The organism is Micromonospora sp. NPDC049175 (assembly GCF_043197345.1).
Classification (GTDB): Bacteria; Actinomycetota; Actinomycetes; order Mycobacteriales; family Micromonosporaceae; genus Micromonospora.
The window spans coordinates 510,028-536,657 of record NZ_JBICSY010000003.1; the positions used below are offsets into that span (position 1 = coordinate 510,028).

General features: G+C 72.6%; 29 protein-coding genes. 16 read left to right on the forward strand and 13 right to left on the reverse strand.

Going from position 1 to position 26,630, the window contains the following annotated elements:
* Positions 1-2 precede the first annotated feature (2 nt).
* Entirely contained in the window at positions 3-764 is a 762-nt protein-coding gene (locus tag ACGFH8_RS16200; RefSeq protein WP_393367652.1) for a TetR/AcrR family transcriptional regulator, read from the reverse strand.
* Positions 765-846: 82 nt separating this feature from the next.
* Here ACGFH8_RS16200 and ACGFH8_RS16205 point away from each other — a divergent pair, with 82 nt between their 5' ends.
* Complete coding sequence (locus ACGFH8_RS16205) at positions 847-2,436, forward strand: MFS transporter (RefSeq protein ID WP_393367654.1); 1,590 nt, start codon at positions 847-849, stop codon at positions 2,434-2,436.
* Here ACGFH8_RS16205 and ACGFH8_RS16210 read toward each other — a convergent pair.
* The 4 genes from ACGFH8_RS16210 to ACGFH8_RS16225 form a co-directional block, all read right to left on the reverse strand.
* Positions 2,426-2,929: a hypothetical protein gene (locus ACGFH8_RS16210; protein WP_387175506.1), complete on the reverse strand. Its 504-nt coding sequence runs from the start codon at positions 2,927-2,929 to the stop codon at positions 2,426-2,428. The genes ACGFH8_RS16205 and ACGFH8_RS16210 overlap by 11 nt on opposite strands.
* 87 nt (positions 2,930-3,016) lie before the next feature.
* Positions 3,017-4,648: a RecQ family ATP-dependent DNA helicase gene (locus ACGFH8_RS16215; RefSeq protein ID WP_393367656.1), complete on the reverse strand. Its 1,632-nt coding sequence runs from the start codon at positions 4,646-4,648 to the stop codon at positions 3,017-3,019.
* A gap of 105 nt (positions 4,649-4,753) precedes the next feature.
* Positions 4,754-5,704: a TIGR03557 family F420-dependent LLM class oxidoreductase gene (locus ACGFH8_RS16220; protein WP_393367658.1), complete on the reverse strand. Its 951-nt coding sequence runs from the start codon at positions 5,702-5,704 to the stop codon at positions 4,754-4,756.
* A gap of 99 nt (positions 5,705-5,803) precedes the next feature.
* Positions 5,804-5,929 (reverse strand): hypothetical protein, encoded by a 126-nt coding sequence (locus ACGFH8_RS16225; protein WP_334628212.1) that lies wholly within the window; start codon positions 5,927-5,929, stop codon positions 5,804-5,806.
* A gap of 79 nt (positions 5,930-6,008) precedes the next feature.
* Here ACGFH8_RS16225 and ACGFH8_RS16230 point away from each other — a divergent pair, with 79 nt between their 5' ends.
* Positions 6,009-6,149 carry a hypothetical protein gene (locus ACGFH8_RS16230; protein WP_393367660.1) on the forward strand — a complete coding sequence of 47 codons (141 nt, stop codon included), beginning with the start codon at positions 6,009-6,011 and terminating at the stop codon, positions 6,147-6,149.
* The gene (locus ACGFH8_RS16235; RefSeq protein WP_393367661.1) at positions 6,146-7,636 is read left to right on the forward strand and encodes a glycoside hydrolase family 3 protein; all 1,491 of its coding nucleotides are present in this window, start codon (positions 6,146-6,148) and stop codon (positions 7,634-7,636) included. The genes ACGFH8_RS16230 and ACGFH8_RS16235 overlap by 4 nt, the downstream gene beginning before the upstream one ends.
* 9 nt (positions 7,637-7,645) lie before the next feature.
* On the opposite strand, the gene ACGFH8_RS16240 is transcribed toward ACGFH8_RS16235, so the two are convergent.
* Positions 7,646-7,933: a GNAT family N-acetyltransferase gene (locus tag ACGFH8_RS16240; protein ID WP_393367663.1), complete on the reverse strand. Its 288-nt coding sequence runs from the start codon at positions 7,931-7,933 to the stop codon at positions 7,646-7,648.
* Positions 7,930-9,156 (reverse strand): cysteine desulfurase-like protein, encoded by a 1,227-nt coding sequence (locus tag ACGFH8_RS16245; RefSeq protein ID WP_393367665.1) that lies wholly within the window; start codon positions 9,154-9,156, stop codon positions 7,930-7,932. Before ACGFH8_RS16245 ends, ACGFH8_RS16240 begins: the two co-directional genes overlap by 4 nt.
* Before the next feature lie 97 nt (positions 9,157-9,253).
* On the opposite strand from ACGFH8_RS16245, the gene ACGFH8_RS16250 reads away from it, so the two are divergent.
* The 7 genes from ACGFH8_RS16250 (at position 9,254) to ACGFH8_RS16280 (ending at position 13,652) form a co-directional block, all read left to right on the forward strand.
* Positions 9,254-9,619, forward strand: coding sequence for a hypothetical protein (locus ACGFH8_RS16250; RefSeq protein WP_393367667.1), 366 nt, complete (start codon positions 9,254-9,256; stop codon positions 9,617-9,619).
* Between the two features lie 59 nt (positions 9,620-9,678).
* Positions 9,679-10,500, forward strand: coding sequence for a DUF1206 domain-containing protein (locus tag ACGFH8_RS16255; RefSeq protein ID WP_393367669.1), 822 nt, complete (start codon positions 9,679-9,681; stop codon positions 10,498-10,500).
* Between the two features lie 83 nt (positions 10,501-10,583).
* Complete coding sequence (locus ACGFH8_RS16260; RefSeq protein WP_393367671.1) at positions 10,584-11,771, forward strand: mechanosensitive ion channel family protein; 1,188 nt, start codon at positions 10,584-10,586, stop codon at positions 11,769-11,771.
* 315 nt (positions 11,772-12,086) lie between these two features.
* The gene (locus ACGFH8_RS16265; RefSeq protein WP_393367672.1) at positions 12,087-12,521 is read left to right on the forward strand and encodes a phage holin family protein; all 435 of its coding nucleotides are present in this window, start codon (positions 12,087-12,089) and stop codon (positions 12,519-12,521) included.
* Positions 12,518-12,892, forward strand: coding sequence for a DUF3618 domain-containing protein (locus tag ACGFH8_RS16270; protein ID WP_393367674.1), 375 nt, complete (start codon positions 12,518-12,520; stop codon positions 12,890-12,892). Before ACGFH8_RS16265 ends, ACGFH8_RS16270 begins: the two co-directional genes overlap by 4 nt.
* Positions 12,889-13,161 (forward strand): DUF4235 domain-containing protein, encoded by a 273-nt coding sequence (locus ACGFH8_RS16275; protein ID WP_357202603.1) that lies wholly within the window; start codon positions 12,889-12,891, stop codon positions 13,159-13,161. Before ACGFH8_RS16270 ends, ACGFH8_RS16275 begins: the two co-directional genes overlap by 4 nt.
* A 287-nt stretch (positions 13,162-13,448) precedes the next feature.
* On the forward strand, positions 13,449-13,652 hold the full coding sequence (locus ACGFH8_RS16280) for a cold-shock protein (protein ID WP_030338233.1): 204 nt from the start codon (positions 13,449-13,451) through the stop codon (positions 13,650-13,652).
* A 124-nt stretch (positions 13,653-13,776) separates the two neighbouring features.
* Here the strand turns inward: ACGFH8_RS16280 and ACGFH8_RS16285 are convergent, their stop codons facing one another.
* Complete coding sequence (locus ACGFH8_RS16285; protein ID WP_387194818.1) at positions 13,777-13,971, reverse strand: hypothetical protein; 195 nt, start codon at positions 13,969-13,971, stop codon at positions 13,777-13,779.
* Positions 13,972-14,121: 150 nt separating this feature from the next.
* Positions 14,122-15,105 carry an aldo/keto reductase gene (locus tag ACGFH8_RS16290; protein ID WP_393367676.1) on the reverse strand — a complete coding sequence of 328 codons (984 nt, stop codon included), beginning with the start codon at positions 15,103-15,105 and terminating at the stop codon, positions 14,122-14,124.
* Positions 15,106-15,187: 82 nt separating this feature from the next.
* Between ACGFH8_RS16290 and ACGFH8_RS16295 the strand changes: the two genes are divergently transcribed.
* Positions 15,188-15,982 carry a trans-aconitate 2-methyltransferase gene (locus tag ACGFH8_RS16295; RefSeq protein ID WP_393367678.1) on the forward strand — a complete coding sequence of 265 codons (795 nt, stop codon included), beginning with the start codon at positions 15,188-15,190 and terminating at the stop codon, positions 15,980-15,982.
* Positions 15,979-17,001 (forward strand): adenosine deaminase, encoded by a 1,023-nt coding sequence (locus tag ACGFH8_RS16300; protein ID WP_393367680.1) that lies wholly within the window; start codon positions 15,979-15,981, stop codon positions 16,999-17,001. The genes ACGFH8_RS16295 and ACGFH8_RS16300 overlap by 4 nt, the downstream gene beginning before the upstream one ends.
* Positions 17,002-17,224: 223 nt before the next feature.
* On the opposite strand, the gene ACGFH8_RS16305 is transcribed toward ACGFH8_RS16300, so the two are convergent.
* Together ACGFH8_RS16305 and ACGFH8_RS16310 are read right to left on the reverse strand one after the other, a co-directional pair.
* On the reverse strand, positions 17,225-18,628 hold the full coding sequence (locus ACGFH8_RS16305) for an ATP-binding protein (RefSeq protein ID WP_393367681.1): 1,404 nt from the start codon (positions 18,626-18,628) through the stop codon (positions 17,225-17,227).
* A gap of 29 nt (positions 18,629-18,657) precedes the next feature.
* Positions 18,658-19,347, reverse strand: coding sequence for a response regulator transcription factor (locus ACGFH8_RS16310; protein ID WP_355028791.1), 690 nt, complete (start codon positions 19,345-19,347; stop codon positions 18,658-18,660).
* A 73-nt stretch (positions 19,348-19,420) separates the two neighbouring features.
* Between ACGFH8_RS16310 and ACGFH8_RS16315 the strand changes: the two genes are divergently transcribed.
* Complete coding sequence (locus tag ACGFH8_RS16315) at positions 19,421-20,341, forward strand: ADP-ribosylglycohydrolase family protein (protein ID WP_393367683.1); 921 nt, start codon at positions 19,421-19,423, stop codon at positions 20,339-20,341.
* A 308-nt stretch (positions 20,342-20,649) separates the two neighbouring features.
* Here the strand turns inward: ACGFH8_RS16315 and ACGFH8_RS16320 are convergent, their stop codons facing one another.
* Positions 20,650-21,549 (reverse strand): DUF1775 domain-containing protein, encoded by a 900-nt coding sequence (locus tag ACGFH8_RS16320; RefSeq protein ID WP_393367685.1) that lies wholly within the window; start codon positions 21,547-21,549, stop codon positions 20,650-20,652.
* Positions 21,550-21,737: 188 nt separating this feature from the next.
* On the opposite strand from ACGFH8_RS16320, the gene thrS reads away from it, so the two are divergent.
* Positions 21,738-23,747 (forward strand): threonine--tRNA ligase, encoded by a 2,010-nt coding sequence (gene thrS, locus ACGFH8_RS16325; RefSeq protein WP_393367686.1) that lies wholly within the window; start codon positions 21,738-21,740, stop codon positions 23,745-23,747.
* 61 nt (positions 23,748-23,808) lie between these two features.
* Here thrS and ACGFH8_RS16330 read toward each other — a convergent pair whose 3' ends face one another.
* Positions 23,809-24,537, reverse strand: coding sequence for a D-Ala-D-Ala carboxypeptidase family metallohydrolase (locus tag ACGFH8_RS16330; RefSeq protein WP_393367687.1), 729 nt, complete (start codon positions 24,535-24,537; stop codon positions 23,809-23,811).
* Positions 24,538-24,715: 178 nt separating this feature from the next.
* Between ACGFH8_RS16330 and ACGFH8_RS16335 the strand changes: the two genes are divergently transcribed.
* The gene (locus tag ACGFH8_RS16335; RefSeq protein WP_355028900.1) at positions 24,716-25,228 is read left to right on the forward strand and encodes an HIT domain-containing protein; all 513 of its coding nucleotides are present in this window, start codon (positions 24,716-24,718) and stop codon (positions 25,226-25,228) included.
* 151 nt (positions 25,229-25,379) lie between these two features.
* Positions 25,380-26,438 carry an aldo/keto reductase gene (locus ACGFH8_RS16340; RefSeq protein WP_393367689.1) on the forward strand — a complete coding sequence of 353 codons (1,059 nt, stop codon included), beginning with the start codon at positions 25,380-25,382 and terminating at the stop codon, positions 26,436-26,438.
* Positions 26,439-26,630: the final 192 nt, after the last annotated feature.

A 26,630-nucleotide genomic window follows, 5' to 3' on the forward strand; every position in this document is an offset into this window, starting at 1 on the left:
CCTCAGTCCGCTCGACGCTGGATCAGCGCCTCGACGCCGTCGAGGATCCGATCCAGGCCGAAGACGAACTCGTCGTCGGGGTCGTCGTCCTGGTTGAGCACCCCGGCGGCCAGCACCCGTTGTAGTGCCGGGAAGCGAGTCGAGTCGATGAGTCGGGCCACCAGCCGGCCGTACGCCGGCATCATCTCGCTCGGGTCGGCGCCTGTCGCCCGACTGCCCTCGGCGATCTGGGACGCGAGGGTGGCCTCGTTGCGGACGTACCCGGTGAGCAACAGCAGCGTCGACATCTTCTCGCCCTCGGTGAGCGCGGTGCCGTCGAGGCAGCGCAGCCCGTCCTCCATCCAGCCGAGCTGCTGCGGGGTGATCGGCGGGCCGGTGATGGGCACGTGCAGCAGCCAGAATCGTTGCCGCAGCACGTCGTGTTCGGCCCAGGCCCACCGGGTCAGCCCGGCGCGCCAGTCGGTCTCCGGCGGGGGCGGGCCGGGCGACGGGCCGTAACCGGCGTCGACCATGAGGAGCAGCAGCTCGTCCTTCGAGCCGACGTACCGGTAGAGGGCCATGGTCGCGGCGCCCAGCTCCTTCGCCACCCGGCTCATCGAGACGGCAGCCAGGCCGTCGGCGTCGGCCACCCGGACGGCGGCGTCCACGATGGCGGGCACGCTCATTCCCGGCCGAGGGCCCTTGGGTGGTCGTTCCCGCAGCCCCCACGCGCTCTCGATGGCCGGTGGGAGCACCGGATCGCTCTCGTCTGTCTTCGCCGCCACATGTCCTCCTTGCCTTGCCATCCTAGTTCTGCGTATGGTCTACGCATAACAGCGTACGACATACGCAGAGGGGAAACTGATCATGACGATCACCACCACACCGGTGCCGCGGGCGGGTCGGCGGGAGTGGATCGGGCTCACGGTGCTGATGTTGCCGCTGCTCCTGGTCTCGATGGATGTGTCGGTGCTCTACTTCGCCGTCCCGTTCATCAGCGCGGAGTTGCGGCCCACCGGCACCCAGCAGCTCTGGATCTTCGACATCTACGGCTTCGTGCTGGCCGGGCTGCTCATCACCATGGGCGCTCTCGGTGACCGCATCGGCCGCCGCCGGCTCCTGCTCATCGGCGCCACCGCGTTCGGGGCGGCGTCACTGCTCGCCGCGTACGCCGACAGCGCGGCCACGCTCATCGCCGCGCGCGCCGTGCTCGGCGTCGGCGGGGCCACCCTGATGCCCTCCACGCTCGCCCTGGTGCGCAACATGTTCCACGACGTCAAGCAGCGCGGCACCGCGATCGGCATCTGGACCGCCACCCTCACCGGCGGCATCGCGATCGGGCCGGTGCTCAGCGGCATCCTGCTGGAGCACTTCTGGTGGGGCTCGATCTTCCTGATCAACATCCCGGCGATGCTGATGCTGCTCCTGCTCGTCCCGCTCCTGGTGCCCGAGTTCCGCCACCCGAGCACCGGGCGGTTCGACCTGCTGAGCGCCGCGCTGTCGCTCGGCGCGCTACTGCCGGTGATCTACGGCATCAAGGAGATGGCCCGCGACGGCGTCACCGCGCCGCGGGTGCTCGTCATCGTGGCCGGCCTGCTGGTGGGCGCGCTGTTCCTGCACCGGCAGCGGACCCGGGCGTACCCGATGATCGACCTTGGGTTGTTCCGCCGCCCTGGCTTCGCCGGGTCGCTCGCGGTCAACCTGCTGGCGATGTTCGCCATCGTCGGCTTCGCCATCTTCACCACCCAGCACCTCCAGTTGGTGCTCGGCCTGAGCCCGCTGCGCGCGGCACTGTGGAGCCTGGTGCCGTCGCTCGCCGTGGGCGGGGTCGCGCCGGCCGCCGCCGTGCTCGCCCGGCGGGTCGAGCGGGCGTACCTGATCGGCGCGGGGTTCGCGATCGCCGTGCTCGGTTTCGTGCTGCTGACCCAGGTCACGCCGGACTCGGCGCTGTGGGTGCTGCTCGTCGGCGCGAGCGTCTACGCGGGTGGCCTGGTGATGGTGATGTCGCTCGTCACCGAGCTGGTCCTCGGCGCGGCGCCGCCCGAGCAGGCGGGTGTCGCGTCGGCGCTCACCGAGTCCAGCAGCGAACTGGGCGGCGCGCTGGGCATGGCGATCCTCGGCAGCGTGGGCGCGGCGGTCTACCGGCGTGAGGTCCTGGACGGGCTGCCCGCCGGGCTGCCGGCGGACGCCCGCGACACGGCGCGGGAGACGTTGGGCGGTGCGCTGGCGGTGGCCGAGGGGCTCCCCGCCGACCTGCGCGACGTGGTGTTGCACGCGGCCCGGTTCGCGTTCACCGACGGGATGCACCTGGCCGCGATGGCCGCGATGGTGGCGATGGTGGCGGGCGCGGTGACCGCCCTGGTCACGCTGCGCGGCGTCCAGCCGGCCGACCCCACGGCGCTCGCCGCCGAGCCGGCCGGTCCGGCCGATGCCTCGTTGTCGTCGGTCAGTCGGTGAGCACGTGCGCGAGCCGGTCGCGGAAGCGCCGCTCGGAGTCGCTGACCGACTCGCCGCCGATGCCCAGCAGCCCACCGCTGGACGCGGCGCCCACCACCTGCTCGGCGATCTTCACGAGCCAGTGCTTGTACGCGCCGGCCTCACCCTCGTCGACCCGCGCGGCCAGCAACGCGCCGGCCTCGCCGGCCCGCAGCAGTACGTCGTCGATGTACGCCCCCGGGTCGGCGGGCGCGATGGCCGGCAACTCCTCGCCCGTGTCCGGGTCACCGACCCGGGTGACGATCTCGCCGGCCACGGCGGCGACCAGCGGGCTGGCCGACTCCCGGCCGGCGGCGATGGTCTCCAGCCCGGCCGCGTTCTCCGCCATGGTCCGGCGGGTGCCGTCGGACTCGGCGGCGCTCGCCGCGGTCAGCACCGACTGCGGCAGGCCGACAAGCAACCCCCACTCCCCGTCGGAGAAACCGAACCCGGTGTACGCCGGCTGCTCGATCACGACAACGCCCCTTCCGCCCTGCTCTGCTTGGTCAATCGATGCTCTGCTTGTCGATCCACCGGGCCCGGAACCGGTGCCCGGGTCAGGCTAGTCCAGGGTCAGCAGGCCCTGTTCGGACACCACGCGCACCGACAACGTCTTGTACCCGACCTCCTCGAAGAGGACCGTCATCTTGTCCTCCTCGTAGGAGAGCACCATGCCGGGCCCCCACTCCGGGTGGCGCACGTGGCTGTGCACCGGGAACGGCCCGACCGCGCCCTGGTCGGCGACGCTGGTGCCGGCGTGGCAGTTGTCGCAGTGCCCGCAGACCTCGGTCATCTGCTCACCGAAGTAGGCCAGCAGGGTCTGCATCCGACAGGAGTTGGTCTCGGCGAAGGCCCGCATCATGTCGGTGCGGGAGCGGGTCACCGTCTGCTGCCGCTCCGCCTCGGCCAACGCCGCCGCGGCGGCCTCGGTCGGGTCGGGGGAGTAGCGCGGTGCGCCAATGCGCTGCCGGGCCCGCGGCTCGGCCGCGCCGATCTGCTCCAGCAGGGAGAGATACTGGCCCAGCTTGCGCGGCCCGAGGCCGGTGGTCTCGCGCAGCTCGGTCTTGGTGGCCGGCTTGCGCCGCAGCAGCGCGGCCAGGTCCCGCAGCTCGTCCGCGTCCGGCAGGCCGCCGCTGAAGAAGCGTTGCAGGCCGACGTCCTCGGCCCGCCAGAGCAGCAGCACCCGGGCCGGTTGCCCGTCGCGGCCGGCCCGGCCGATCTCCTGGAAGTAGCTGTCCGGTGAGTCGGGCAGTGCCATGTGCACCACCCAGGCGATATTCGGCTTGTCGATGCCCATGCCGAACGCCGAGGTCGCCACCATGATGGGGACCTGGTCGGCGAGGAACGCCTCGTGCAGGTCCGCGCGCGCGCCGGCCGGCATCCCACCGTGGTAGAACTGCGCCGGGAAGCCGGCGTCGGTCAGCCGGGTGGCCAACTCCTCGGCCGCGCGGCGGGTCGGCACGTAGATGATCCCCGGCCGTCCCTCGTCGCGCAGCAGGGTCATCAGCCGCCGCCACCGGTAGTCCTCGGCGGGGCAGTGCGCCACCTCGATGAACAGGTTGGGCCGGTCCAGCCCGGAGACCACCACCTCCGGGTCGCGCAGCCGCAGCCGGGCGATGATGTCGTCGCGTACCGGCGGGGACGCGGTGGCGGTCAGCGCGACCACCGGCGGCCGGCCGATGCCGTCGATCAGGTGCCCGAGCGCCAGGTAGTCGGGCCGGAAGTCGTGCCCCCAGGCCGAGATGCAGTGCGCCTCGTCGATCGCCACGAGCGCCGGTTTCAGCGCCGCGACCTCCGCCATCCGCTCCGGGTTGCTCAGCTGCTCAGGCGTGATGAACAGGAACTCCGCCCGGCCCTCGCGGACCTCGGTGATCGCCTGGGCCTGTTGGTTTGGCGACTCGTTCGAGCTGATCCGCACCGCCCGCAGCTCCGGGCGCTGCCGCTCGTTGAGCGAGGCGATCTGGTCCTGCTGGAGAGCCAGCAGCGGGGAGATCACCACGGTCGGGCCGGGGATCAGGCTGGCCGGGATCTGGTAGATGGCCGACTTGCCGGCGCCGGTGGGCAACACCACCAGAGCGTCACGTCGCTTCATCACCGCGCGCATGGCGGCCAGTTGGTTGGGCCGCAGCGCCTTCCAGCCGAAAAGGCTGCGGGCGGCGCGGCGCAACGTCATCGAATGCGTGGACAGTTTCATCGAGGGCCGGAGGTACCCGAGCCCATGACCGCCGAAACACATTCGGACGGTCATGGGCGGGGCATCGGCCATGTTCCCGGGTAGCCGGCTCGGCTGATCCCGGACTCAGCGCAGCCGGGGCAGCACCTCGCGCTGGTAGAGGTCGAACAGGCCCTGGTAGTGCGGGCCGGTGTTGGCGACGTAGACCTCGTCGAAGCCGGCCTTGGCGTACTTGTCGATCATCTCCAGGTGCGCGTCGACGCCGTTGCCGCAGACGAACGCCTCCTTGACCATGTCCGGCGTGACCAGCTCGGCGGCCTGCTCGAAGTGCCGCGGCGAGGGCAGCACCTGGGACAGCTCACCGGGCACCCCGGCGTTGGGCCAGCGCTCGTACGCGATGCGGACGGCCTCGTCCTCGCTGTCGGCGTACGCCGCCTTGAAGCCGGCCTGGCACGGTTTGTCGCCGCCGCCGTTCTCGCGGAAGCGGCGGACCATGTCGCCGTCGGGCATGGTGCTCACGTAGCCGTCGCCGATCCGGGCGGCCAGGTCGATGGCCTTCGGGCCGAAGCCGGAGACGTAGATCGACGGCGGGGTGTCGGGCAGCGTGTAGATCCGGGCGTTCTCCACTGTGTAGTGCGTGCCGCGGTGGCTGACGAAGCCGCCGCCCCACAGCTCCCGCAGCACCCCGACGGCCTCCTCCAGCATCTCCAACCGGACGTCGGCCGACGGCCAGGCGTCGCCGAAGATGTGCTCGTTGAGGGCCTCGCCGGTGCCGACGCCGAGCACGAAGCGCCCGCCGTGCAGCACCGCGCTCGTCGCCGCCGCCTGGGCGATCACGGCCGGGTGGATCCGTACCGTCGGGCAGGTCACGGCGGTCGTCACCGGTAGTGAACAGACCTGGCTGAGAGCGCCGATCATCGACCAGACGAACGGGCTCTGGCCCTGTGCGTCCACCCAGGGGTGGTAGTGGTCGGAGATCCACAGCGCCTCGAAGCCGGCCCGTTCGGCACCGCGCGCCTGCTCCAGCAGCTCGGCCGGCGTGAACTCCTCACTGGACAGAAAATATCCGATCTTCATGGTTTCCCCTTCGGCACGCGGACCTGCTGATGGGGAATGCCGTACCCCGGTCGCGGTCGGCCACACACGGCGCGCCGGGCCGGGATCGGTGCGGGACGCTCAGCGCTTGCCGAACATCGCCCGGATCGCGGCGAGCAGCAGCAGGGCGCCGACCACCAGGCCGAGCAGGCGTACGCCGGGGATGTCGGCCGGGCTCGTCGCGTCGGCCAGCAGGGCGGGGTCCATCCCCGCACTCTCCCGGGGAGCGGGCCGCCAGGCAACTGTAAGGTTTATTGACTATTGAATCGCCCGGTGTGACCATGGCATGACCGCCTGCCGGTGGCGGTGCGCCGAGGGCGCGGGAGAGATGGGGTACGGGGGCCGCATGAGCGAGCGCAACCAGTGGGCCGACGGGGGCGCACCGACGCCGGTGATCGACGTCGAGCGCCAGGAGGCGGTGGCGTGACCACACCCACCGGGCACCTCCCGGCCCTCGCCGCCGCCGTCCTCCAACCCGGGTTCGTCGGCACCACCCCGCCACCCTGGGTGTGCCGCTGGCTCGGCGAGGGCCTCGGCTCGGTGGTGCTCTTCGCCCGCAACGTCGTCGACCCCGAGCAGGTGGCGGCACTCACCGCGACGCTGCGCGCCGAACGTCCGGACGTCATCGTGGCGATCGACGAGGAGGCCGGCGACGTCACCCGACTCGAATCGGCCCACGGCAGCTCCCGGCCCGGCAACTTCGCCCTCGGGGTGGTCGACGACCCCGAGCTGACCGAGGCGGTCGCCCGGGACCTCGGCGTCGAGCTGGCCGCGGCGGGGGTCACCCTCAACTACGCCCCGGACGCCGACGTCAACTCCAACCCCGCCAACCCGGTGATCGGCGTCCGCTCGTTCGGCGCCGACCCGGCGTTGGTCGCGCGGCACACCGCCGCCTGGGTTCGCGGGCTCCAGGCCGGCGGCGTGGCGGCCTGCGCCAAGCACTTCCCCGGGCACGGCGACACCCGCGTCGACTCCCACCACGACCTGCCCCGGATCACCGCCGACCGGGCCCGGCTGGACGCCTGCGAACTGGCCCCGTTCCGCGCCGCCGTGGCCGCCGGGGTGCAGGCGGTGATGACCGGCCACCTGCTGGTGCCGGCGCTCGACCCGCACCTGCCGGCCACCCTGAGCCAGCGCATCCTGGGTGGGCTGCTCCGCGACGAGCTGGGCTTCTCCGGCGTGGTGGTCACCGACGCGATGGAGATGCGCGCGGTCGCCGACCGGTACGGCTTCGCCGGGGCGACCGTCCGCGCCCTCGCCGCCGGGGCCGACGCGATCTGTATCGGCGGCGAACGGGCCGACGAGCAGGCGGCCCTCGAACTGCGTGACGCCATCGTGGCGGCCGTCGTAGCCGGTGCGCTGCCCGAGGAGCGCCTCGCCGAGGCGGCCAAGCGCGTCGGCCAACTCGCCGCCTGGACGACGGCCGCACGCACCAGCGGTCCGGCCGGCGCACGCGGCGCCGCCGACGTCGGGCTCGTCGCCGCCCGTCGGGCCGTCCGGGTCACCGCCACCGGGACCGCGCCGGACGCGCTGCCGTTGACCCGCGCGGCGCACGTCGTCGAGTTCGAGCCGCTGCGCAACATCGCCATCGGCGCGGAGACCCCGTGGGGCATCGGCGCGCCTTTGGGCGAGCTGCTGCCCGGCACCAGCACGGTCCGCTACGCCGAACCCGACGTGCCGGCCGACCCGGGTGCCGGAGCGGAGGCCCGCCCCCTGGTCCTGGTGGTCCGGGATCTGCACCGCCACGACTGGATGCGCGCCGCCGTGCGACGGGCTCTCGCGACCCGGCCGGACGCGGTCGTGGTCGAGCTGGGCGTGCCCGAGGTGGTCACCGGTGCGGTGCACCTGGCCACCCACGGCGCGACCCGGGCCAGTGGTCGGGCCGCCGCCGAGGTGTTGACCGGGGCCCGCTGAGCCGAGCGCCTACGGCAGGTCGGCCACCAGGTCGGCGTACTCGGGGTGCTTGTCGATGAACGCGGCCATGAACGGGCACTGCGGCACCACCGTGGCGCCCTGGGCGCGGACCTGGTCCAGGGTGCCCCGCATCAGCGTGCTGCCCACGCCCTTGCCCTGGAAGCTCCGGTCCACCTCGGTGTGCGTGAAGACCAGGACCTCCCCGCGCATCAGGTACGCGGTGAAGCCGGCCAGCGCGTCGTCCACCAGGATCTCGAAGCGGTGCTTCGCCGGGTTGTCCTCGACCAGGGTGCTCATCCGGCCATTCTCCCCGCACCGTCGACCACCGCGTCCAGTTCGGCGAGCAACAGGTCCACCTCGTCGGCGGTGTTGTAGTGGTAGATGCTGGCCCGCACCGCGCCGCCGCTGTCGCGCAGACCCATCACCTGGAAGTACTCGTAGGCGTAGTAGTCGCCGACGGAGAGGCAGAACCCGGCGTCGCCAAGCGCCTGCTGGGTGGCCGCCGGCGACATCCCGGCGACCCGGAACGACACGGTGGGGCAGCGCCGCGCCGGCGAGCCGTACACGGTGATCGCGGGCCGCCGCGCCAGCCCGGCGAGCAGCCGGTCCAGCAGCGCCTCCTCGTGCGCCTGCGCGGCGGCCAGCCCGGCGCGCACCCGCGCCCGCCGGTCCCCGACCGCGTCCGGGTCCAGCCCGGCCAGGTGGTCCACCGCGGCGGTCACGCCGGCCAGCAGCGCAAAGCTCGGGGTGCCGTACTCGAACCGGTCCGGCACGGCGTCGGAGGACGGCACCAGCTTCGCCGGGCGCAACGCCGCCCACCGGGCCGGGTCGGCCACCATCGCCGCCAGGTGCGGCCCGGACCACTTGTACGCGCTGGTGACCAGCACGTCGGCGCCGAGCGAGGCCAGGTCGGTCGGCCCGTGCGGCACCGAGTGCACCCCGTCGACGCAGACCAGCGCGCCGACCGCGTGCGCGGTCTTGGCGATCGCCGGCACGTCCGGCACGGTGCCGATGGCGTTGCTGCCGGCGGTCACCGCGACCAGGCGGGTCCGCTCGCCGACCAGGTCCGCGTACTGGGCCGCGGGCAGCTCGCCGGTGTGCCTGTCGACCTCGGCCCAGCGCACCGTCGCGCCGGCCGCCTCGGCGGCCTGCACCCACGGCCGGATGTTCGCGTCGTGGTCGAGCCGGGACACCACCACCTCGTCACCCGGGCGCCAGGTCGCGCCGAGCGTGCGGGCCAGGGTGTACGTCAGCGCGGTGGCGCTCGGGCCCAGCACCACCCCGGCCGGGTCGGCGTCGAGCAGGTCGGCCACCGCCGCGCGGGCTCCGGCCACCAGCTCCAACGACCGACGACCCGGTACGAACGCGGCGCTGCGGTTGCCGACGGCCGTCCGCATGGCATCGGTGACCGCGTCGATCACACCGATGGCGGTCTGGGTGCCCCCGGCCCCGTCGAAGTGCACGAATCCCTCGGTCAGGGCGGGGTAGGCGGCCCGGGTGCGGGCGATGTCGAACGGCATGTCCCGGACCCTAGCCGGTGCTCCCGCTGCCCTCCTCGGCCGGCGGGTGGATCACCAACGGACGGGGCCGTCGCCGCCGTCTCGTACTCTTGGCGAGGTGACGAACCGACCCGCCACCATGCCCATTCCCCCCGTCCGTCGCGCCGCCGGTCTCTTCGCCGGTCTGGCGCTCGGCCTCGCCGTGCTCGCCGGGTGCAGCTCCCAGGGCGCCTCCACCGACTGCGGGCTGGACGCCTGCACGGTCACCTTCGAGCGGGGTGTCGACGCGAGCGCCACCATCCTGGGCGTCGAGGCCAAGCTGGTCGGCGCCGACGGTGACCAGGTGACCGTCGAGGTCGCCGGGGAGCAGCTCAGCCTCACCATGGGGCAGCAGGCCGCCGAGGCCGGCGGCTTCGCGGTCACCCTGGACAGCGTCACCGACCAGCAGGTCAAGATCCGCGTATCGCGCAACCCGGGCAGCTGACCTGGGCGGGCGGCGGTGGCTGACGTTTGGGAATCTCCGAAATCGGAGATTGTGACGCCATGTCACTCACCCGTAGCGCCGAAGCCACCGCCTCCCGTACGGCGGACAGCCGGTGGCTGGAACTCCTCGCCCGGGCCGGCTTCATCGGCTACGGCATCGTCCACCTCCTCTTCGCCTGGTTGGCGTTGCAGATCGCGTTCGGCACGTCGTCCGACGACGGCGACCAGTCCGGCGCGCTGCGTACCCTCTCCGCACAGCCCCTCGGCAAGTTCCTGGTGATCGCCGTCGCGGTCGGCCTGCTCGCCATGGCGATCTGGCAGGCGCTGGAGGCGGCGGTCGGGCACCGCGCCGAGCGCGGCAAGGAGCGGGTCACCGAACGGCTCGCCTCGGCGGGCCGGACCACCGTCTACCTCTACTTCGCCTGGACCGCCTTCAAGGTGTTCAAGGACGCCGGCTCCAACAGCGCCGACCAGCAGGAGGCCCTGACCGGCAAGCTGATGACCTCCAGCGGTGGTCGCTGGCTTGTCGGCCTGGCCGGGCTGGTGCTCGCCGCGATCGGTGTCGGCCTGGTCATCTACGGGGCGGTCAAGCGGTTCGAGAAGCACCTGAAGAAGGGCGAGATGAGCCCGAAGACCCGCCAGCTCGCCCGCCGGCTGGGCATGGCCGGCTACATCGCCAAGGGTGTCGCGTACGGCATCTCCGGTCTGCTGGTCATCGTGGCGGCGGTGAACTACGACCCGGAGAAGGCCCGTGGTCTGGACGCCGCCCTGCACGCGCTGCGCGAGCAGTCGTACGGCGTGTTCCTGCTGACCCTTGTCGCTCTGGGCATCGCTTGCTTCGGCGTCTACTGCTTCCTCCAGTCCCGGTACCGCAAGGTCTGAGCTGGTCGATACGCGGGCCGTCGGGCACTCTTGGGCTTTTGCCCAGAGTGCCCGACGCCTTGTCGAAGGGGAGCATCGAAGCCGTGCGGAACTACCTCGAAACGGCCGTCGCCGCGTTCGTCGCGGCGGCGGTCGCCCTGTTCCTGGTGGAGATCGTCCACCGACTCACCCGGCGGTTCGGCCGCCGATCACTGCTGTTGACCGAATTGACCGACCACGCGCACCGCCCGTTCCAGGTCGCCGGCGTGGTCGTCGCCGTGCAGTTCGCCGTCCGCTTCAGCACCGGGTACGCGGTCGGCGAGAGCTGGCGGCGGCTGCTGCTGCACCTGCTCGTCCTCGGCGTCATCGCCACCACCGCCTGGTTGGTCGCCTCCCTGCTGGTCGTCGTGGAGGACACCGCGCTGGCCCGGTTCCGGGTCGACGTACCGGACAACCGGCACGCCCGCCGGGTCCGGACCCAGGTGGTGATGCTGCGCCGACTGACCATCGCGGTGATCGTCATCCTCACCGTCGGTGTGATGCTGATGACGTTCCCCAGCGTGCGTGGGATCGGCGCCGGTGTGCTGACCTCGGCCGGTGTGGTCGGTGTGGTGGCCGCGCTCGCCGCGCAGAGCCTGCTCGGCAACGTCTTCGCCGGTCTCCAGCTCGCCTTCAGCGACGCCGTCCGGCTCGACGACGTGGTCGTCGTGGAGGGGGAGTGGGGTCGGATCGAGGAGCTGACCCTCAGCTACGTCGTGGTCCAGATCTGGGACGACCGCCGGTTGATCCTGCCCACCTCGTACTTCACCAGCAAGCCCTTCCAGAACTGGACCCGTACGGAGGCGGCGGTGCTCGGCACCGCAGAGTTCGACGTGGACTGGGCGGTGCCGGTGCAGACCATGCGCGAGGAGTTGCGCCGCCTGGTCGAGGGCACCGAGCTGTGGGACGGGCGGGTCTGCGTCCTGCAGGTCACCGACGCCACCGGCGGGACGGTCCGGTTGCGGGCTCTGGTCAGCGCCGCCGACGCGGGCAGCCTGTGGGACCTGCGCTGTCTCGTCCGGGAGCACCTGGTCGCCTGGATCCGGGACAACCGCCCGACGGCGATGCCCCGACTGCGTACCGAGCTGGGCGACGCCAACAGCAACCTGCCCTGGCAGTGGGTGCAGCCGCGGCGGCCGGCACGCCGTCCGTCCGAGACCGAGGCGCCCGACGACGCCCGCGTCTTCGGCGGCAGCGACGACGGCGACGCCCGCAGCGAAGCCTTCGTAGGCCCCGAAGAAGCCCGCACCTAACCCACCCACCCCACCCCCATCCCCACCCCCCTCCCCCCGGGGTAACCCGCGTTGATCATGAGGTTATTGCCGCCGCCATCGGCGTGTCGTGCCGCTAACCTCATGATCAACGCGGGTGCCGGGTGGGCTCGGGCGGGTTGAGAGGTTTGTTCGGGCTTGGGTGGGGGATGTGCTGCCGGACATCTCTGACGCCTGCCGAGTGGGTCTGTCGGCGCGGCGTTCGGACAACGGGAACGGTGGGCCGCTCGTCGCGTTTTAGGATTGACGGGCGGCAACTCCGGGCATACAGCGCGGTGATAGGGAAAGGAGGACAGCATGGCTGACGTGGCGAACGCCCGCACATCCCACAACGGGAGCGAGCCCTCCACCGCAGAGTTGGTACAGCGGGCCACCGAGCAGGTCTCTCGCCTGATCCGGGACGAACTGACGCTGGCCCGGGCGGAGTTGACCCAGAAGGGCAAGCACGCGGGCATCGGGATCGGTCTGTTCGGCGGCGGCGGCGCGCTGGCGTTCTTCGGCCTGGGCGCGCTCGTCGCCACGGCGATCCTGCTGCTCGACCTGGTGCTGCCCGCCTGGGCCGCCGCGCTGATCGTGGCGGTGGCCTGCTTCCTGGTGGCCGGCGTTCTCGCCCTGGTGGGCAAGAAACAGGTCAGTCGGGCCGTCCCGCCGGTGCCGGCGGCCACGGTCCGCAGCCTCCGGGCCGACATGGACACCGTCACCGCCGCGGTGAAGGACAGGGGGCGGCAATGACGGGCAACGGGACCGGCGACACGGAGGCCCTCCGCGAGGAGATCCGTCGCACCCGTGTCGAGTTGGGCGAGACGATGGAGGCGTTGGCCGCCAAGGCCGACGTCAAGGCCCGTCTCAGGGAGTCCGCCGAGCAGGCGAAGGAGCGGATGCGCGAGCAGGCGGCGCAGACCGTCGCCCGGGTTCGCGGGCAGGCCGTGCGGGGCGCCGGGATGGCGCGGGCGCAGGCCTACGAGAAGGGCGGGTTGGTGCGCGCGCAGGCGCACGACAAGGGCGAGTTGGTACGCCGCAACCCGGTACCGTGGGCGGTTGTCGCCGCCGGTGCGGTGGCGACAGTGGTGGTGTTGATGATCGTGCGGGGGAGGCGTAGGTGAGCAAGAAAATCGGCAGGGTCGCGTACCGGCCCGTCGGCGTGTTGTTGGGTATCGCCGCGGGGACGGTGGCCGGGGCGATCTTCCGGCAGGTCTGGAAGGTCACCGCGGGCGACGGTGAGGCGCCCAACGCCACCGACGAGGATCGCGGCTGGGGCGAGATCCTGGCCGCCGCGGCGTTGCAGGGGGCCATCTTCGCGGTCGTCCGGGCCGCTGTGGACCGAGGCGGGGCGGTCGGCGTCCGCCGGATGACCGGCAGCTGGCCGGACTGACCACCCGACGACGTCAGCCCTCTTCCCGCATCCATGGGAAGGGGGCTTTCGCATGGCTTCCGACGCCGCCCAGCGGAACTGAGGCATCCGTCAGGTCACATGTCGGAGAAATTCGTCGCAGAGGTCGTGACAGACTTTTTGCCTCCGTGATTTGCTGTTCCACGCTGTTGCGAGACGGCGTGGGTTGAGAGAAGTCTCCTTCGTGGGGCCGCCTCAGACGCCGCTGCTCGAAAACGGCCAATTGGCCGCACGGCGTGCACGGCCACCAGTTTTAGAAGGAGATACACATGGCTCAGGGAACCGTGAAGTGGTTCAACGCTGACAAGGGCTTCGGCTTCATCACCGTCGATGGTGGGGGTGCTGACGTGTTCGTCCACTTCTCGGCCATCCAGACCAGCGGCTACCGCTCGCTGGAGGAGAACCAGCGGGTGGAGTTCGAGATTGCACAGGGTCAGAAGGGCCCGCAGGCCGAGCAGGTCCGTCCCATCTGAGTGAGACGGTCGGCTCCGGCCGGCCGGTGGGACGATTCGGTCCGGGTCGTTGCGAAGCCCCGTATCCCTTTCGGGATACGGGGCTTTGCCCGTGGTGGGGCCGGTGCCAGTGTGGACCGGCGGGTCAGTTCCGGCGGCGCGAGCGTAGGCCGAGCCAGAGCACCACGAGCCCGGCCAACGCCACGAGCGGGCCGATCACCGCCCAGATCTTCTCGTCGGTCATGACGCTGCCGCTGACGTAGCCGAGGCCCTGCACCGTCCACACCGCACCGATCACCACGGCCAACAGGCCGAGGGTGAGCGAAAGCCAGCCCCTCATCGCATCCCCTCTCCGCCGCCCGGAGCGGCACGCCGTCGTCTAGGGCGCGTGTCAAAGCCCCTGGCCGGCCTGCGCCGGACCGAAGGCTTCGACACACGCCCTAGCATCGCTGCTCGGGGCGGCGCGGCGCGAGCGCCCCGGGCGTGCCGGTCACCACCTGTCGTGCACCTGCGGGCGGATCAGCTCGTCGTAGATCTCGCGTACGGCGGCCAGTTGGCCGTCGGTGAGCGGCGACAGGGCCGCCGCCTGGGCGTTGCGCCGGGCCTGCTCCGCGTCGCGGGCGCCGGGGATGACGACTGTGACGCCCGCCTGGTCCAGCACCCAGCGCAGGGCGAACTGGGCCATCGTGCGGTCCGCGTCGACGAGCGGCGCCAGCCGGCGTACGGCGGCCAGGCCCCGCTCGTAGTCGACCCCGGAGAACGTCTCCCCGACGTCGAAGGCCGCGCCGTGCCTGTTGTAGTTGCGGTGGTCGTCGGCGGGGAACTCGGTGTGCTCGTCGTAGCGGCCGGAGAGCAGGCCGCTGGCCAGCGGCACCCGGGCGATGATGCCCACCCCCGCGGCGGCGGCCGCCGGAAGGACACGCTCCAGGGGCTTGTGGCGGACCGCGTTGAGGATGATCTGTACGCTCGCCACCCCCGGCCGGGCGATCGCGGTGAGCGCCTGGTCGCAGGTCTCGACGCTGACCCCGTACCCGGCGACGGCCTTCTCGGCGACGAGGGTGTCCAGGCCGTCGAAGACCTCGTCGGAGGAGAAGACGGCGGTGGGTGGGCAGTGCAGCTGGACCAGGTCCAGGGTTTCCATGCCCAGGTTGGCCCGGGACCTGTCGGTCCACTGCCGGAAGTTGTCCAGGGTGTACGCCTCCGGCCGCTGCTCGACGCGACGGCCCATCTTGGTGGCGACGGTCAGCCCGGCGTCGGGTCGGGTACGCAGGAAGCGGCCGATCAGCTGCTCGCTGCGGCCGTCGCCGTACACGTCGGCGGTGTCGAGGAAGGTGACCCCGTCCTCCACGGCGGCGGCGAGCACCGCCATCGCGTCGGCCTCGCTGACGGTGCCCCAGTCTGCGCCGAGTTGCCAGGCGCCCAGGCCGACCGCCCCGACGGTCCGGCCGAGCCGGTTGAAGCTGCGCTGTTCCATGCCCCGAGCCTAGTGATCGGGTTGCCGGCCTGCCACGCGAGCCGTACGGTAGCAAGACGGACGTACGGTTTGGGAGGCAGAGATGTGGGATCCGACGACCTACCTGCGCTACGGCGACGAGCGAGCCCGGCCGTTCCACGACCTGGTCGCGCGGATCCCCGCCGACCGGCCCCGCGCGGTGGTCGACCTCGGCTGCGGCCCCGGCCAGCTCACCGCCACCCTCGCCGAACGCTGGCCGACGAGCCGGGTGCGCGGCCTGGACTCCTCGCCCGACATGATCGACCGGGCCACCGCCCTCGGTGCTCCTGTCGACTTCGCCGTCGCCGACCTGCGCGACTGGCATCCCACCGGCGACGAGGACGTGGTGGTCAGCAACGCCGCGCTCCAGTGGGTGCCCGGCCACCAGGAGCTGCTCCGTCGCTGGGCAACCGAACTGCCCGCCGGCGCGTGGCTCGCCCTGCAGGTCCCCGGCAACTTCGCCGCACCCTCCCACCGCGCGTTGCGCGAGGTCGCCGGCCTGCCGGCCTGGCGGGCCGTGGTCGCCCCGCTGCTGCGCGCCGACCCGGTCGACGACCCGGCCGACTACGCGGCACTGCTGACCGCCGCCGGCTGCGCGGCGGACGCCTGGGAGACTACCTACGTGCACCTGCTGCCCGCCCGGCCCACCGGCGACCACCCGGTGCTGGCCTGGATGGAAGGCACCGCGCTGCGTCCGGTCCGGGCCGCGCTGGACGCCGCCGGCTGGTCGGCCTTCCGGGCCGAGCTGGGGGTACGCCTCACCGCCGCCTACCCGGTCCGGCAGGGTCAGGTGTACTTCCCGTTCCGCCGCGTCTTCGTCGTCGCCCGCACCGGCGACCGTGCAGAGGAGAGTCCGTGACCGACCCGTCCGCCTTCATCGCCGGCCTGCCCAAGGTGGAGCTGCACGTGCACCACGTCGGCTCCGCCTCGCCCCGGATCGTCGCCGAGCTGGCCGCCCGCCACGAGGGACGCACCCCCGTGCCGGCCGACCCGGAGGCCCTCGCCGCCTACTTCGAGTTCCGCGACTTCGCGCACTTCATCGAGATCTACCTGAGCGTCGTCGACCTCATCCGCGACCCGGAGGACGTCTGGATCCTGACCCACGAGGTGGCCCGGGAGCTGGCCCGCCAACAGGTCCGGTACGCGGAGCTGACGATCACCCCGTACTCGCACGTGCGACGGGGCATCCCCGCGCCGGCGTTCTGCGAGGCCATCGAGGACGCCCGCAAGCGCGCGGCGGCCGACTTCGGCATCGAGCTGCGCTGGTGCTTCGACATCCCCGGCGAGGCGGGCCTGCCCGCGGCCGAGGAGACGCTGCGCATCGCCCTGGACGAGCGCCCGGACGGGCTGGTCAGCTTCGGTCTGGGCGGCCCGGAGATCGGCGTACCCCGACCGCAGTTCCGGCCCTACTTCGACCAGGCCCGCGCCGCCGGGCTGCGCTCGGTGCCGCACGCCGGGGAGACCACCGGACCGCAGACCGTCTGGGACGCGCTGCACGAGCTGGGCGCCGAGCGGATCGGGCACGGCATCTCCGCCGCGCAGGACCCGGAGCTGCTCGCCTACCTGGCCGAGCGGCAGATCGGCATGGAGATCTGCCCGACGTCGAACGTCCGGACCCGGGCGGTGGCCACCCTCGACGAGCACCCGCTGCCCCGGCTTGTCGAGGCCGGGCTGCTGGTCACCATCAACTCCGACGACCCGCCGATGTTCGGCACCACCCTCAACGACGAGTACGCGGTGGCGGCCCGCCTGCTCGGGGTCGGCCCCGAGGGTCTGGCCGGGCTGGCCCGCAACGCGGTGACCGCGTCCTTCCTCGACGCCGAGGGCAAGCAGCGGATCACGGCCGAAATCGACGCGTACCTCGCCACCGCCGGCTGAGCGAGCGAGGGGCGGGTCCGGAGGAGCGGGGCGCGCGGCGGGAGCGTGGGTGTGGGGGGACCTGTGACTCCCGCCGCGCGCGCGGCTTCACCGGCCGTGGGTGCGCGAAGGCGCTCGACCGGTGAAACTGGTGGGTTCGCGTTCTGATCCTGTCAGCTCGCGGCCGGTCCAGCCCGCTCGTTAACCGCGATCTAAGGAAGACTTGCGACGGGCCACAACCCGGTCAGTCGTCGGTGGGGCGCTGGCGCGGCCAGCGACGCCCGGCGCCCTTGGTGTCGCGGGCGTCGCGTGCCATCCGGCCGACCAGACCGAAGCGGCTGACCTGCCGCGGCGTCGCCTCCGGATCGGCGAGCAGCATCACCACGCTCGCCCCGCCCAACCGGGCCCGGTCGATGCTCACCGACCCGTTGGCCTGCAACGCCACCCGCTTGGCGATGTCCAGGCCGAGCCCGGTCGAGCCCTGGTCACTGGTGCCCCGGCGCAGCGCCCGGTCCGGGTTGGCGATGCCGGGGCCGGCGTCGTCGATCCGGATCGCCACGTACCCGTCGCGCCGGGACACGGCCACCTCGAACGCGGTGCCCTGCGGCGTGTACCGGAATACGTTGCCGATCACCGCGTCCAGCGCGGCGGCCAACTCGGCCCGTGGCACCGGCGCGGGGATGCGCAGTTGCGCGCCGTTCACCCGGTGCGGCCGGTTCTGGTCGCCGGCCAGGGCCGCCCAGAACACCATCCGGTCCCGGACCACCTCGCTGACGTCACACATCGCCGGCCCGGCCTCGAGCGCCACCGACTTACGGGTCGTCTTGATCAACACGTCGATCTCACCCTCCAGGGTGACGATCGCCTGCCGGATCCGCCGGATGCCGCGAAGCCGGTCCAGCTCCGCCGGGCTGAACGACCCCACGCTCGTGTCGTCGGACTCCAACGCCTCCGCGTCCAACCGCAGCACCGTCAACGGGGTACGCAGTCGATGCGACAGATCCGCCACCAGCTCCCGCTCGTCGGTGCGGGCCGCGTCCAGCCGGTCGGCCATCCGGTTGAAGGCGTACCCGGCCTCGGCCAGCTCGCGCGGACCGGTCGGCTCGACGCGTACGCCCAGGTCGCCGTCGCCGATGGACAGCGCGGCCCGGACCAGACCCCGGGTCGAGTCCACCGCGCGGGCGGCGACCCGATCGACCACCAGCACCGCCGCGCCGGCCATCGCCGCGCCGACCGCGAACAGCAGCAGCCAGGTGCCACCGGCGCCCTCGCCGAGCGTCGAGTCCGGGAGGAACACCTCGACCACTGCCGTCCGGTCACCGAGCACGACCGGGTCCAGCCGGAGCACGCCCCCGTCCACGTCGACGACCCGCGACCGCCGGTCGGCCCGGACCCGGTCCAGGTCGCCACCGGTGGCTCGACCGGCGGACTCGTCCAGACCCAGACCGTGCACCACGGGCCGGGTCGGCGCACCCTCGGCGCTCGCCACCACGGCCCGCTCGACGACCGCCGGATCGGTGCTCACCGCCAGCGCGCCGGTGACCAACGCGCTGCGTCGGGCCGCGTCGGCGATCGCCTCGTCCCGGCTCTGCTCCCGCAGGCTGAGCCCGAGCGGGATCAGGAACGCGAGCGCGACGAGACTGCACATGCCGGCCGTGAGCAGGGCCAGCGCCGTCCTCAGTCCGGTGCCACCAGCCGGAATCCGACCCCCCGCACGGTGCGCAGGTAGCGCGGCTTCGCCGCGGACTCGCCCATCTTTCTGCGGAGCCAGTACAGGTGAACGTCGATGGTCTGATCCTCGCCGACCGATGGCTGCCGCCATACCTCCTCCAAGAGTTCCCGGCGGGACACTACCCGCCCGGGTCGTGCGGCGAGATAGGCCAGCAGGTCGAATTCCTTACGGGTCAGCGCCAGCGGCTCCCCGTCGAGCTGGGCGCTGCGCTCACCCACGTCCACCCGGAGCCCGCCCACACTGTGCACCGCGGGCTGCACCGTACGACTGGCCCGTCCGGCCCGTCGCAGCACCGTCGTGATCCGCGCGTCCAGGTGCGCCCCGGTGAACGGCTTGACCATGTAGTCGTCGGCGCCGGCGCGCAGCAGTTTGACCACCGACTGCTCGTCGTCCCGGGCGGTCGCGATGATGATCGGGATGTCGGTGATGCCCCGCAGCATCCGCAGCGCGTCCGAGCCGTCCAGGTCGGGCAGGCCGAGGTCCAGCACCACCAGGTCGGGTGTCTCCGCCGCGACCCGACGCAGGGCGTCCAACGCCGTACCCACGGCGTGCACGGCATGCCCCCGGTCGGTGAGGGACCGCAGCATCGCGCCGCGTACGACGTGATCGTCTTCGACCAGGAGCACGGAGGCCACGACAAGACCGTACTTGGCCTGGCAAGTTGATCGCATTGCGACGTGCCTGGCGAGCGGGCAAGCTGGTACGACGATGTCGTTCACCCTGTTCGTCGATGCCCGTCTGTCGCTCGCCCGGGACAGCCTCGCCGGCCTCTCCACCGGCGACGCGCTCGGCGCGCAGTACTTCCTGCCGCGGGCAGCGCCCTCGGATCTCGCCGCGGGCGCACTGCCGCCGGCCCCCTGGGAGTGGACCGACGACACCGAGATGGCCTGCTCGGTCCTCGCCGAGCTGGCCCACTCCGGCGGCATCGACCCCGACCGGCTGGCCCTGGCCTTCGCCGAGCGGTGTGCTCCGCACCGGGGCTACGGGGCCGGTGCGACGGCGATCCTGGAGCTGATCCGTACCGGCACCCCGTGGCCGCTGGCCGCCGCGTCCGCCTTCGACGGCCAGGGCTCCTGCGGCAACGGCGCGGCGATGCGGGTCGGCCCGCTGGGCGCGTACTTCGCCGACTCGACCGCACGTGCCGCCGCCCAGGCCCGCGCCTCGGCCGAGGTGACCCACGCGCACCCCGAGGGGATCGCCGGCGCCGTCGCGGTGGCCGTCGCCGCCGCCCTGGCCGCCCGGGGCCGCCTCGACGGGCACCGGCCGGCTCCGGAGCGCCTGCTCGCCGGCATCGCCGCCACGCTCGACCCGGGCACCGAGGTGCACCGGAGCGTGAACCGGGCGGCCGGGCTGCTCGGCCGACCAGTGGACCGGGTGGTGGCGGAACTCGGCAACGGCTCCCGGGTGACCGCCCAGGACACCGTCGGGTTCACCCTCTGGGTGGCCGCCACCCACCTCGACGACTACCCGGCGGCGATCCGCAGATGCGTCCTGGCCGGCGGTGACATGGACACCACCGCCGCGATCGTCGGAGCGATCGTGGCCGCGTACACGGGTGTCGGCACCCCCGGCGGCGTGCCCGAGGCGTGGCTGTCCGCCCGCGAGCCGCTACCCACCTGGCTCCCCTGACCGCCCGGGTTACCCCTGCGCGTGCGGGCTGCCCTGCGCGTGCGGGCTGCCCTGCGCGTGCGGGCTGCCCTGCGCGTGCGGGCTGCCCTGCGCGTGCGGGCTGCCCTGCGCGTGCGGGCGGGCGGCGCGACGCGTGCGGGCTGGCCGGCGTCTGCGTGAGCTGGCCTGCCCATGGTCAACTCGGCTTCCTGCAAATCGGGGCGTCCGTGCGGCCTGGATGCCGCGGTTTCCGGAAAGTCGAGTGGATCACCGCTAAATCGGGCTGTCCGTGCGGCCTGGATGCCGCGGTTTCCGGGAACCCGAGTCGATCACCGCGACGTTGCGGGCACAGCGGCCTGGGGATCGGCGGACCGGGGGTCGGTGGGCGCGGCGGTGTCGTTCGTGCGGCCGGTGATCTCGGCGAGGGTGGCGTCCTCGTCCGGGCCGCCGGTCATCTCGGCGAGGGCCGTGGCCTCGTCCGGGTCGCGTCGGCGCCACCGGCTGACCAGCCAACCGATCGCCGCGCCGCCGCCCAGCCCGGCCAGCAGGCCGGCGGCCAGCATCCCGTCGGCGTTGCCGGACTCCTCGCCCGCGTCGGCGGCCGGCGGGGCGTCGACACCGTTGTCCGCGACGGCTGGCGCACCGGCCGCCGGGCCGCCGTGCCCGCCGTGGGCGGCCGGACCCGCCGCGCCGGGCGCCGCCGGCAGCAGGGTGATCGCCGGGGCACGGTGCGGGCCGGCGGCGTCCGCCCAGCGGACCACCGTGCCGTCGGCGTACGTCTGGACGACCTCGAAGGTGAGCCGCTCCGCCTGCGGCATCGGCCCCATGGACAGCGCCAGCCGGGCCGGGCCGGGGTCGCTCTCGCCGACCCGGACCCAGGTCACCGCGGTGGTCACCGTGCTCACCCCGGAAGAGTGGATGCCCGCCACCGGCTCGTCCAGCGTGCGGGAGCTGATCCGGGGCGCCCAACCGTTCACCGACATCGGGTAGACCTCGGCGATCGGCGCGTCGGCCGGCAACCGGACCTCGATCTGGTTGGTCTTCGTGCCGGCCCGCTCCTCGGGGACGGTGAACTCCAGGCGTACGGCGTCGCCCTGCCGGGCCTCCGTCGGGGTGGTCGTCACGTCCGCCGCCCGCGCCGCGCCGGGCCAGAGCAGCAGTCCGGCGGCGGTCAGCGCGGTCACCGCCGCGATCCGCCGCCGACGTCCACCACCGTGCGTGCTCGCCATCTTGTGTCCCCATCCCTGTCGACGCGACCGGCACCGGTTTCCGACCACACCTTCTAGTTCGGCTCCGAGGTGCGAAAGGTTCAACGCGGCCGTGAGGAAGGTGCCGTTCCCGGTCGGGGACAGCGCGACCGATAGCATCGGCAGGAGCCGAGGATCGGCACCGTTTCGTACCGCTTGGAGGAGTCACCGTGTCCGCACCCCGTACCCCCGCCGTGGCCGACCCCGTCGTCGTCGCCGCCGGGACCACGGCGGCCGACGCGGTGGCCGCGGCCGGACTGCCCGCGAACGGCCCCAAGGCGATCGTCGTGGTCCGTGACCCGCAGGGTCAGTTGCGCGACCTGGACTGGGCGCCGGCCGAGGAGACCACCGTCGAGCCGGTCAGCCTGGACTCACCCGACGGGCTCAACGTGCTGCGTCACTCCACCGCGCACGTGCTCGCCCAGGCCGTGCAGGACGTCTTTCCCGAGGCCAAGCTGGGCATCGGCCCGCCCATCGAGAACGGCTTCTACTACGACTTCGACGTCGCCAAGCCGTTCCAGCCCGATGACCTCAGCAAGATCGAGAAGCGCATGCAGGAGATCGTCAAGAGCGGGCAGCGGTTCCGTCGCCGCCGCTTCGGCAGCCTGGACGAGGCGCGCTCCGAGCTGGCCGACGAGCCGTTCAAGCTGGAGTTGATCGAGGTCAAGGGCGAGGGCCTGGACACCGACGAGGTGATGGAGGTCGGCGGCGGCGAGCTGACCATCTACGACAACCTCGACGCCAAGGAGGACAAGGTCTGCTGGTCGGACCTCTGCCGGGGCCCGCACCTGCCGACCACCCGACTGATCGGCGCGTTCAAGCTGATGCGCTCCGCCGCCGCGTACTGGCGCGGGTCGGAGAAGAACCCCCAACTGCAGCGGGTGTACGGCACCGCGTGGCCGACCCGCGACGAGCTCAAGGCGTACCTGAAGCTGTTGGAGGAGGCCGCCCGGCGCGACCACCGCAAGCTCGGCGCGGACCTGGACCTGTTCAGCTTCCCCGACGAGATCGGCTCCGGCCTCGCGGTCTTCCACCCCAAGGGCGGCATCATCCGCCGCGAGATGGAGCACTACTCGCGGCGTCGGCACGAGGAGGCGGGGTACGAGTTCGTCAACACCCCGCACATCACCAAGGCGCAGCTGTTCCAGACCTCCGGTCACCTGCCGTACTACGCGGACACCATGTTCCCGCCCATGCAGTTGGAGGGCGCGGACTACTACCTCAAGGCCATGAACTGCCCGATGCACAACCTGATCTTCAGGGCGCGCGGGCGGTCGTACCGGGAGCTGCCGCTGCGGATGTTCGAGTTCGGCACGGTCTACCGGTACGAGAAGTCCGGCGTCGTGCACGGCCTGACCCGGGTGCGCGGCCTGACCCAGGACGACTCGCACATCTACTGCACCCGCGAGCAGATGGCCGGTGAGCTGACCACGCTGCTCAGCTTCGTGCTGGACCTGCTGCGCGACTACGGCCTGGACGACTTCTACCTGGAGCTGTCGACCCGCGACGACTCGCCCAAGTTCATCGGTGCGGACGAGGACTGGGCCGAGGCGACCGAGGCGCTGCGCACCGCCGCCGAGACCTCCGGCCTGGACCTGGTGCCCGACCCGGGCGGCGCGGCGTTCTACGGGCCGAAGATCTCCGTGCAGGCGCGGGACGCGATCGGCCGGACGTGGCAGTTGTCCACCCTTCAGGTCGACTTCAACCAGCCGGAGCGGTTCGGTCTGGAGTACCAGGCCGCCGACGGCACCCGCCAGCGGCCCGTGATGATCCACCGGGCGCTGTTCGGGTCGATCGAGCGGTTCTTCGGGGTGCTCACCGAGCACTACGCGGGCGCGTTCCCGGCCTGGCTGGCCCCGGTGCAGGTGGTCGGCATCCCGATCCGCGAGGACCACACCGACTACCTGCACGGCTTCGTCGCGGCGCTGCGCGCCGAGGGGATCCGGGCCCAGGTGGACGCGGGCGACGACCGGATGCAGAAGAAGATCCGTACGGCGCAGCAGCAGAAGATCCCGTTCATGGTGATCGTCGGAGACGACGACGTGGCCGCCGGCACGGTGTCCTTCCGCTACCGCGACGGCTCGCAGCGCAACGGGGTGCCGACCGCCGAGGCGGTGACCCACATCCTGGACGTGGTCAGCTCGCGCACGAACATCGGCCCCTCCGCCGCCGCGGAGTAACGGAACCGGGCGCGGCCCGAGGGCCGCGCCCGGCAACCGCGACGCGGGGCCGCGCTGGCGGTCAGATGCCGCAGTTCGGGGCCGACCAGCCGCCGACGGCGGCCACGTGGGTGTGGTCGTTGTGGTCCGGGTAGCCGGGGCCGAGGATCTGCCCGAAGCCGTGGTAGCGGGCCTGCTGGGCCAGCCGGCAGAACGACGGTGACCCGACCAGGTCCACCGCGTCCCCGTACAGGTGTCGACTGTTGGACGCCCCGCCCACCGCGCTGTTGCAGGCGTAGCTGCGGAAGCTGCTGCTGATCGAGATGGCCACGTCCCCGAGGGCGTGCCGCAGGGCCTGGAGCTTCCACATCGAGACGAGCGCGTTGGCCCGTGCGGTGCTCGCCGCGACCGCGCCGCCGGACCAGTCGCTGTTGCACCTGTTCAGCTCGGGGTAGCTGAAGTTGGCAGGTGTGCAGTCGTCGTCCTGCAGGGCGTAGAGCCGGTTGAACGTCTGCGGGCCGGCGATGCCGTCCGCCGGTAGCCCGTACGCCTGCTGGAAGCGGATCACCGCCGAGCGGGTGGCGGGGCCGAACGCGCCGTCGATGGTGAGCACCGCGCCGTAGCCGGGGTAGCCGGCGACCCGGATCTGGAGTTGTCGGACGTCGTCGCCGGACGCCCCCTGGGACAGGGTGCGACCCCAGGTGTAGCAGCCGTCCGCCTGTGCGGCGCCGGCGGTGAGGGTGATGCCGGCCACTGTGGTGGCGGCGGTCAGGGCGAGTGCCGCGAGGAGCCGGCCGAGCCGACGGATCATGGGTGACCCTCCATCGATACATGCGCGGTTATGGATGCATGGAATCTTCAGGTTTGGACATTGATCCGTCAAGAATGTGCACCAAGAGTTTTCCCGGCGACGGGTGTCGCGGCTGCACGGGCTGGCTCCGTAGGATCGGCTCGTGACAGGGGCGGAACGGCACACGGACACGGATGGCATGGCGGACGGCCTGGAGCGGCTCTGGACGCCGCACCGGATGACCTACATCTCCGGCGAGGACCGTCCGGCCGAGGGCTACGAGAAGCCCACCGGCTGCCCCTTCTGCCGGGCGCCCAAGCTGCCGCCGGAGGACAGCCTGGTGGTGGCCCGTGGCGAGCACGTGTTCGTGGTGCTCAACCTCTATCCGTACAATCCGGGGCACCTGCTGGTCTGCCCCTACCGGCACGTCGCCGACTACACCGACCTGGACGTGCCGGAGACCACCGAGCTGGCGTCGTACACCCAGACCGCGATGCGGGTGATCCGCAAGGTGAGCAACGCGCACGGCTTCAACCTGGGCATGAACCAGGGCGGGGTGGCCGGCGCCGGCATCGCCGCGCACCTGCACCAACACGTGGTCCCGCGCTGGGGCGGCGACGCGAACTTCATGCCGGTGATCGGCCGCACGAAGGTCCTGCCGCAACTGCTCGGCGACACCCGCGACCTGCTCGCCCGCGCCTGGCCGTCCTGACCACCGGCCACGCGGGCGTCCCGCCACGCGGCGTCCGCGCGGGGCACGGTCAGTCTGCGCGCAGCAGCGGGGTCGGCTCCGGCCAGCTCTCCACCCGGTGTACGTGGGGGAGCAGCACGTCCCGACCGGGTGAAGGTGGCACGATCGGCCGATGGCAGTCACGACACGGACGTTGGGGCGCAGCGGCATCGAGGTCAGCGCCCTCGGCATGGGGTGCTGGGCGATCGGCGGGCCCTGGGCGGAGGGCGCCCAACCGCTGGGCTGGGGCGCGGTTGACGACGACGAGTCGGTACGGGCGGTCCACCGGGCGCTCGAGGAGGGCATCACCCTGTTCGACACCGCCGACACGTACGGCGCCGGGCACGGCGAGCGGGTCCTCGGCCGAGCGCTCGCGGGCCGCCGGGACGAGGCCGTGATCGCCACCAAGTGGGGTTACACCTTCGACGAGGCGAGGCGACAGGCCACCGGGGAGGACGCGTCGCCCGCGTACCTGCGTCGGGCCGTGACGGACTCGCTGCGCCGGTTGGGCACCGATCGGATCGACCTCTACCAGCTACACCTGGCCGACCTGTCGGTGCCGAGGGCGCAGGCGCTCGTCGGCACCTGCGAGGACCTGGTCGCCGAGGGGCTGATCCGGGCGTACGGGTGGAGCACCGACCGTGTCGACCGGGCCACCGCGTTCGGTCACGGCGCCGCCGGTGCCACCGCCGTGCAGCACACGCTGTCGGTGCTGCGCGACGCCCCCGAGCTGCTCGCCGTCTGCGGCAAGTACGACCTGGCCAGCGTCAACCGCGGCCCACTGGGGATGGGGCTGCTCACCGGCAAGTACTCGGCCGGCTCGGTGCTGCCCCGCGACGACGTCCGCGGGTCGGCCCCCGGCTGGTTGGAGTGGTTCCGCGGTGGCCGGCCCGCGCCGGAGTGGCTGCGCCGGGTCGGCGCGGTCCGCGCGGCGCTCACCGCCGATGGGCGCACCCTCGCCCAGGGGGCGCTGGGCTGGATCTGGGCGCGCAGCGGCCGCACCATCCCGATCCCCGGCTGTCGTACGGTCGCCCAGGTCGAGGAGAACGCCGCCGCGCTGCACCGGGGGCCGTTGCCGGCGGACCAGTTCGTCGAGGTGGAGCGCCAGTTGGCGGCCCTGCGCACCGCGGCCCTCCGCGACGCCGACCGCCCCCACTGGCCCCCTCCCACCCATCCCACCACCCACCCCTGAGCGGGGCAGTGGCACCCGTCCGGTCCGCGCTGCCGTCGCGTCCCGACCCGGGTGCTCACCCCAACCAGGTCGGTGCGGGCCTGCTGTAGAGCTGCCCCGTTTGTGGGGCGGTGGCCTGGTCGGGTGGTGGCGTGTGGAGCTGCGGTGTGCCTGGGCGGTGGCCCGGTCGGGTCTCGGCGCGCCGGTAGAGCC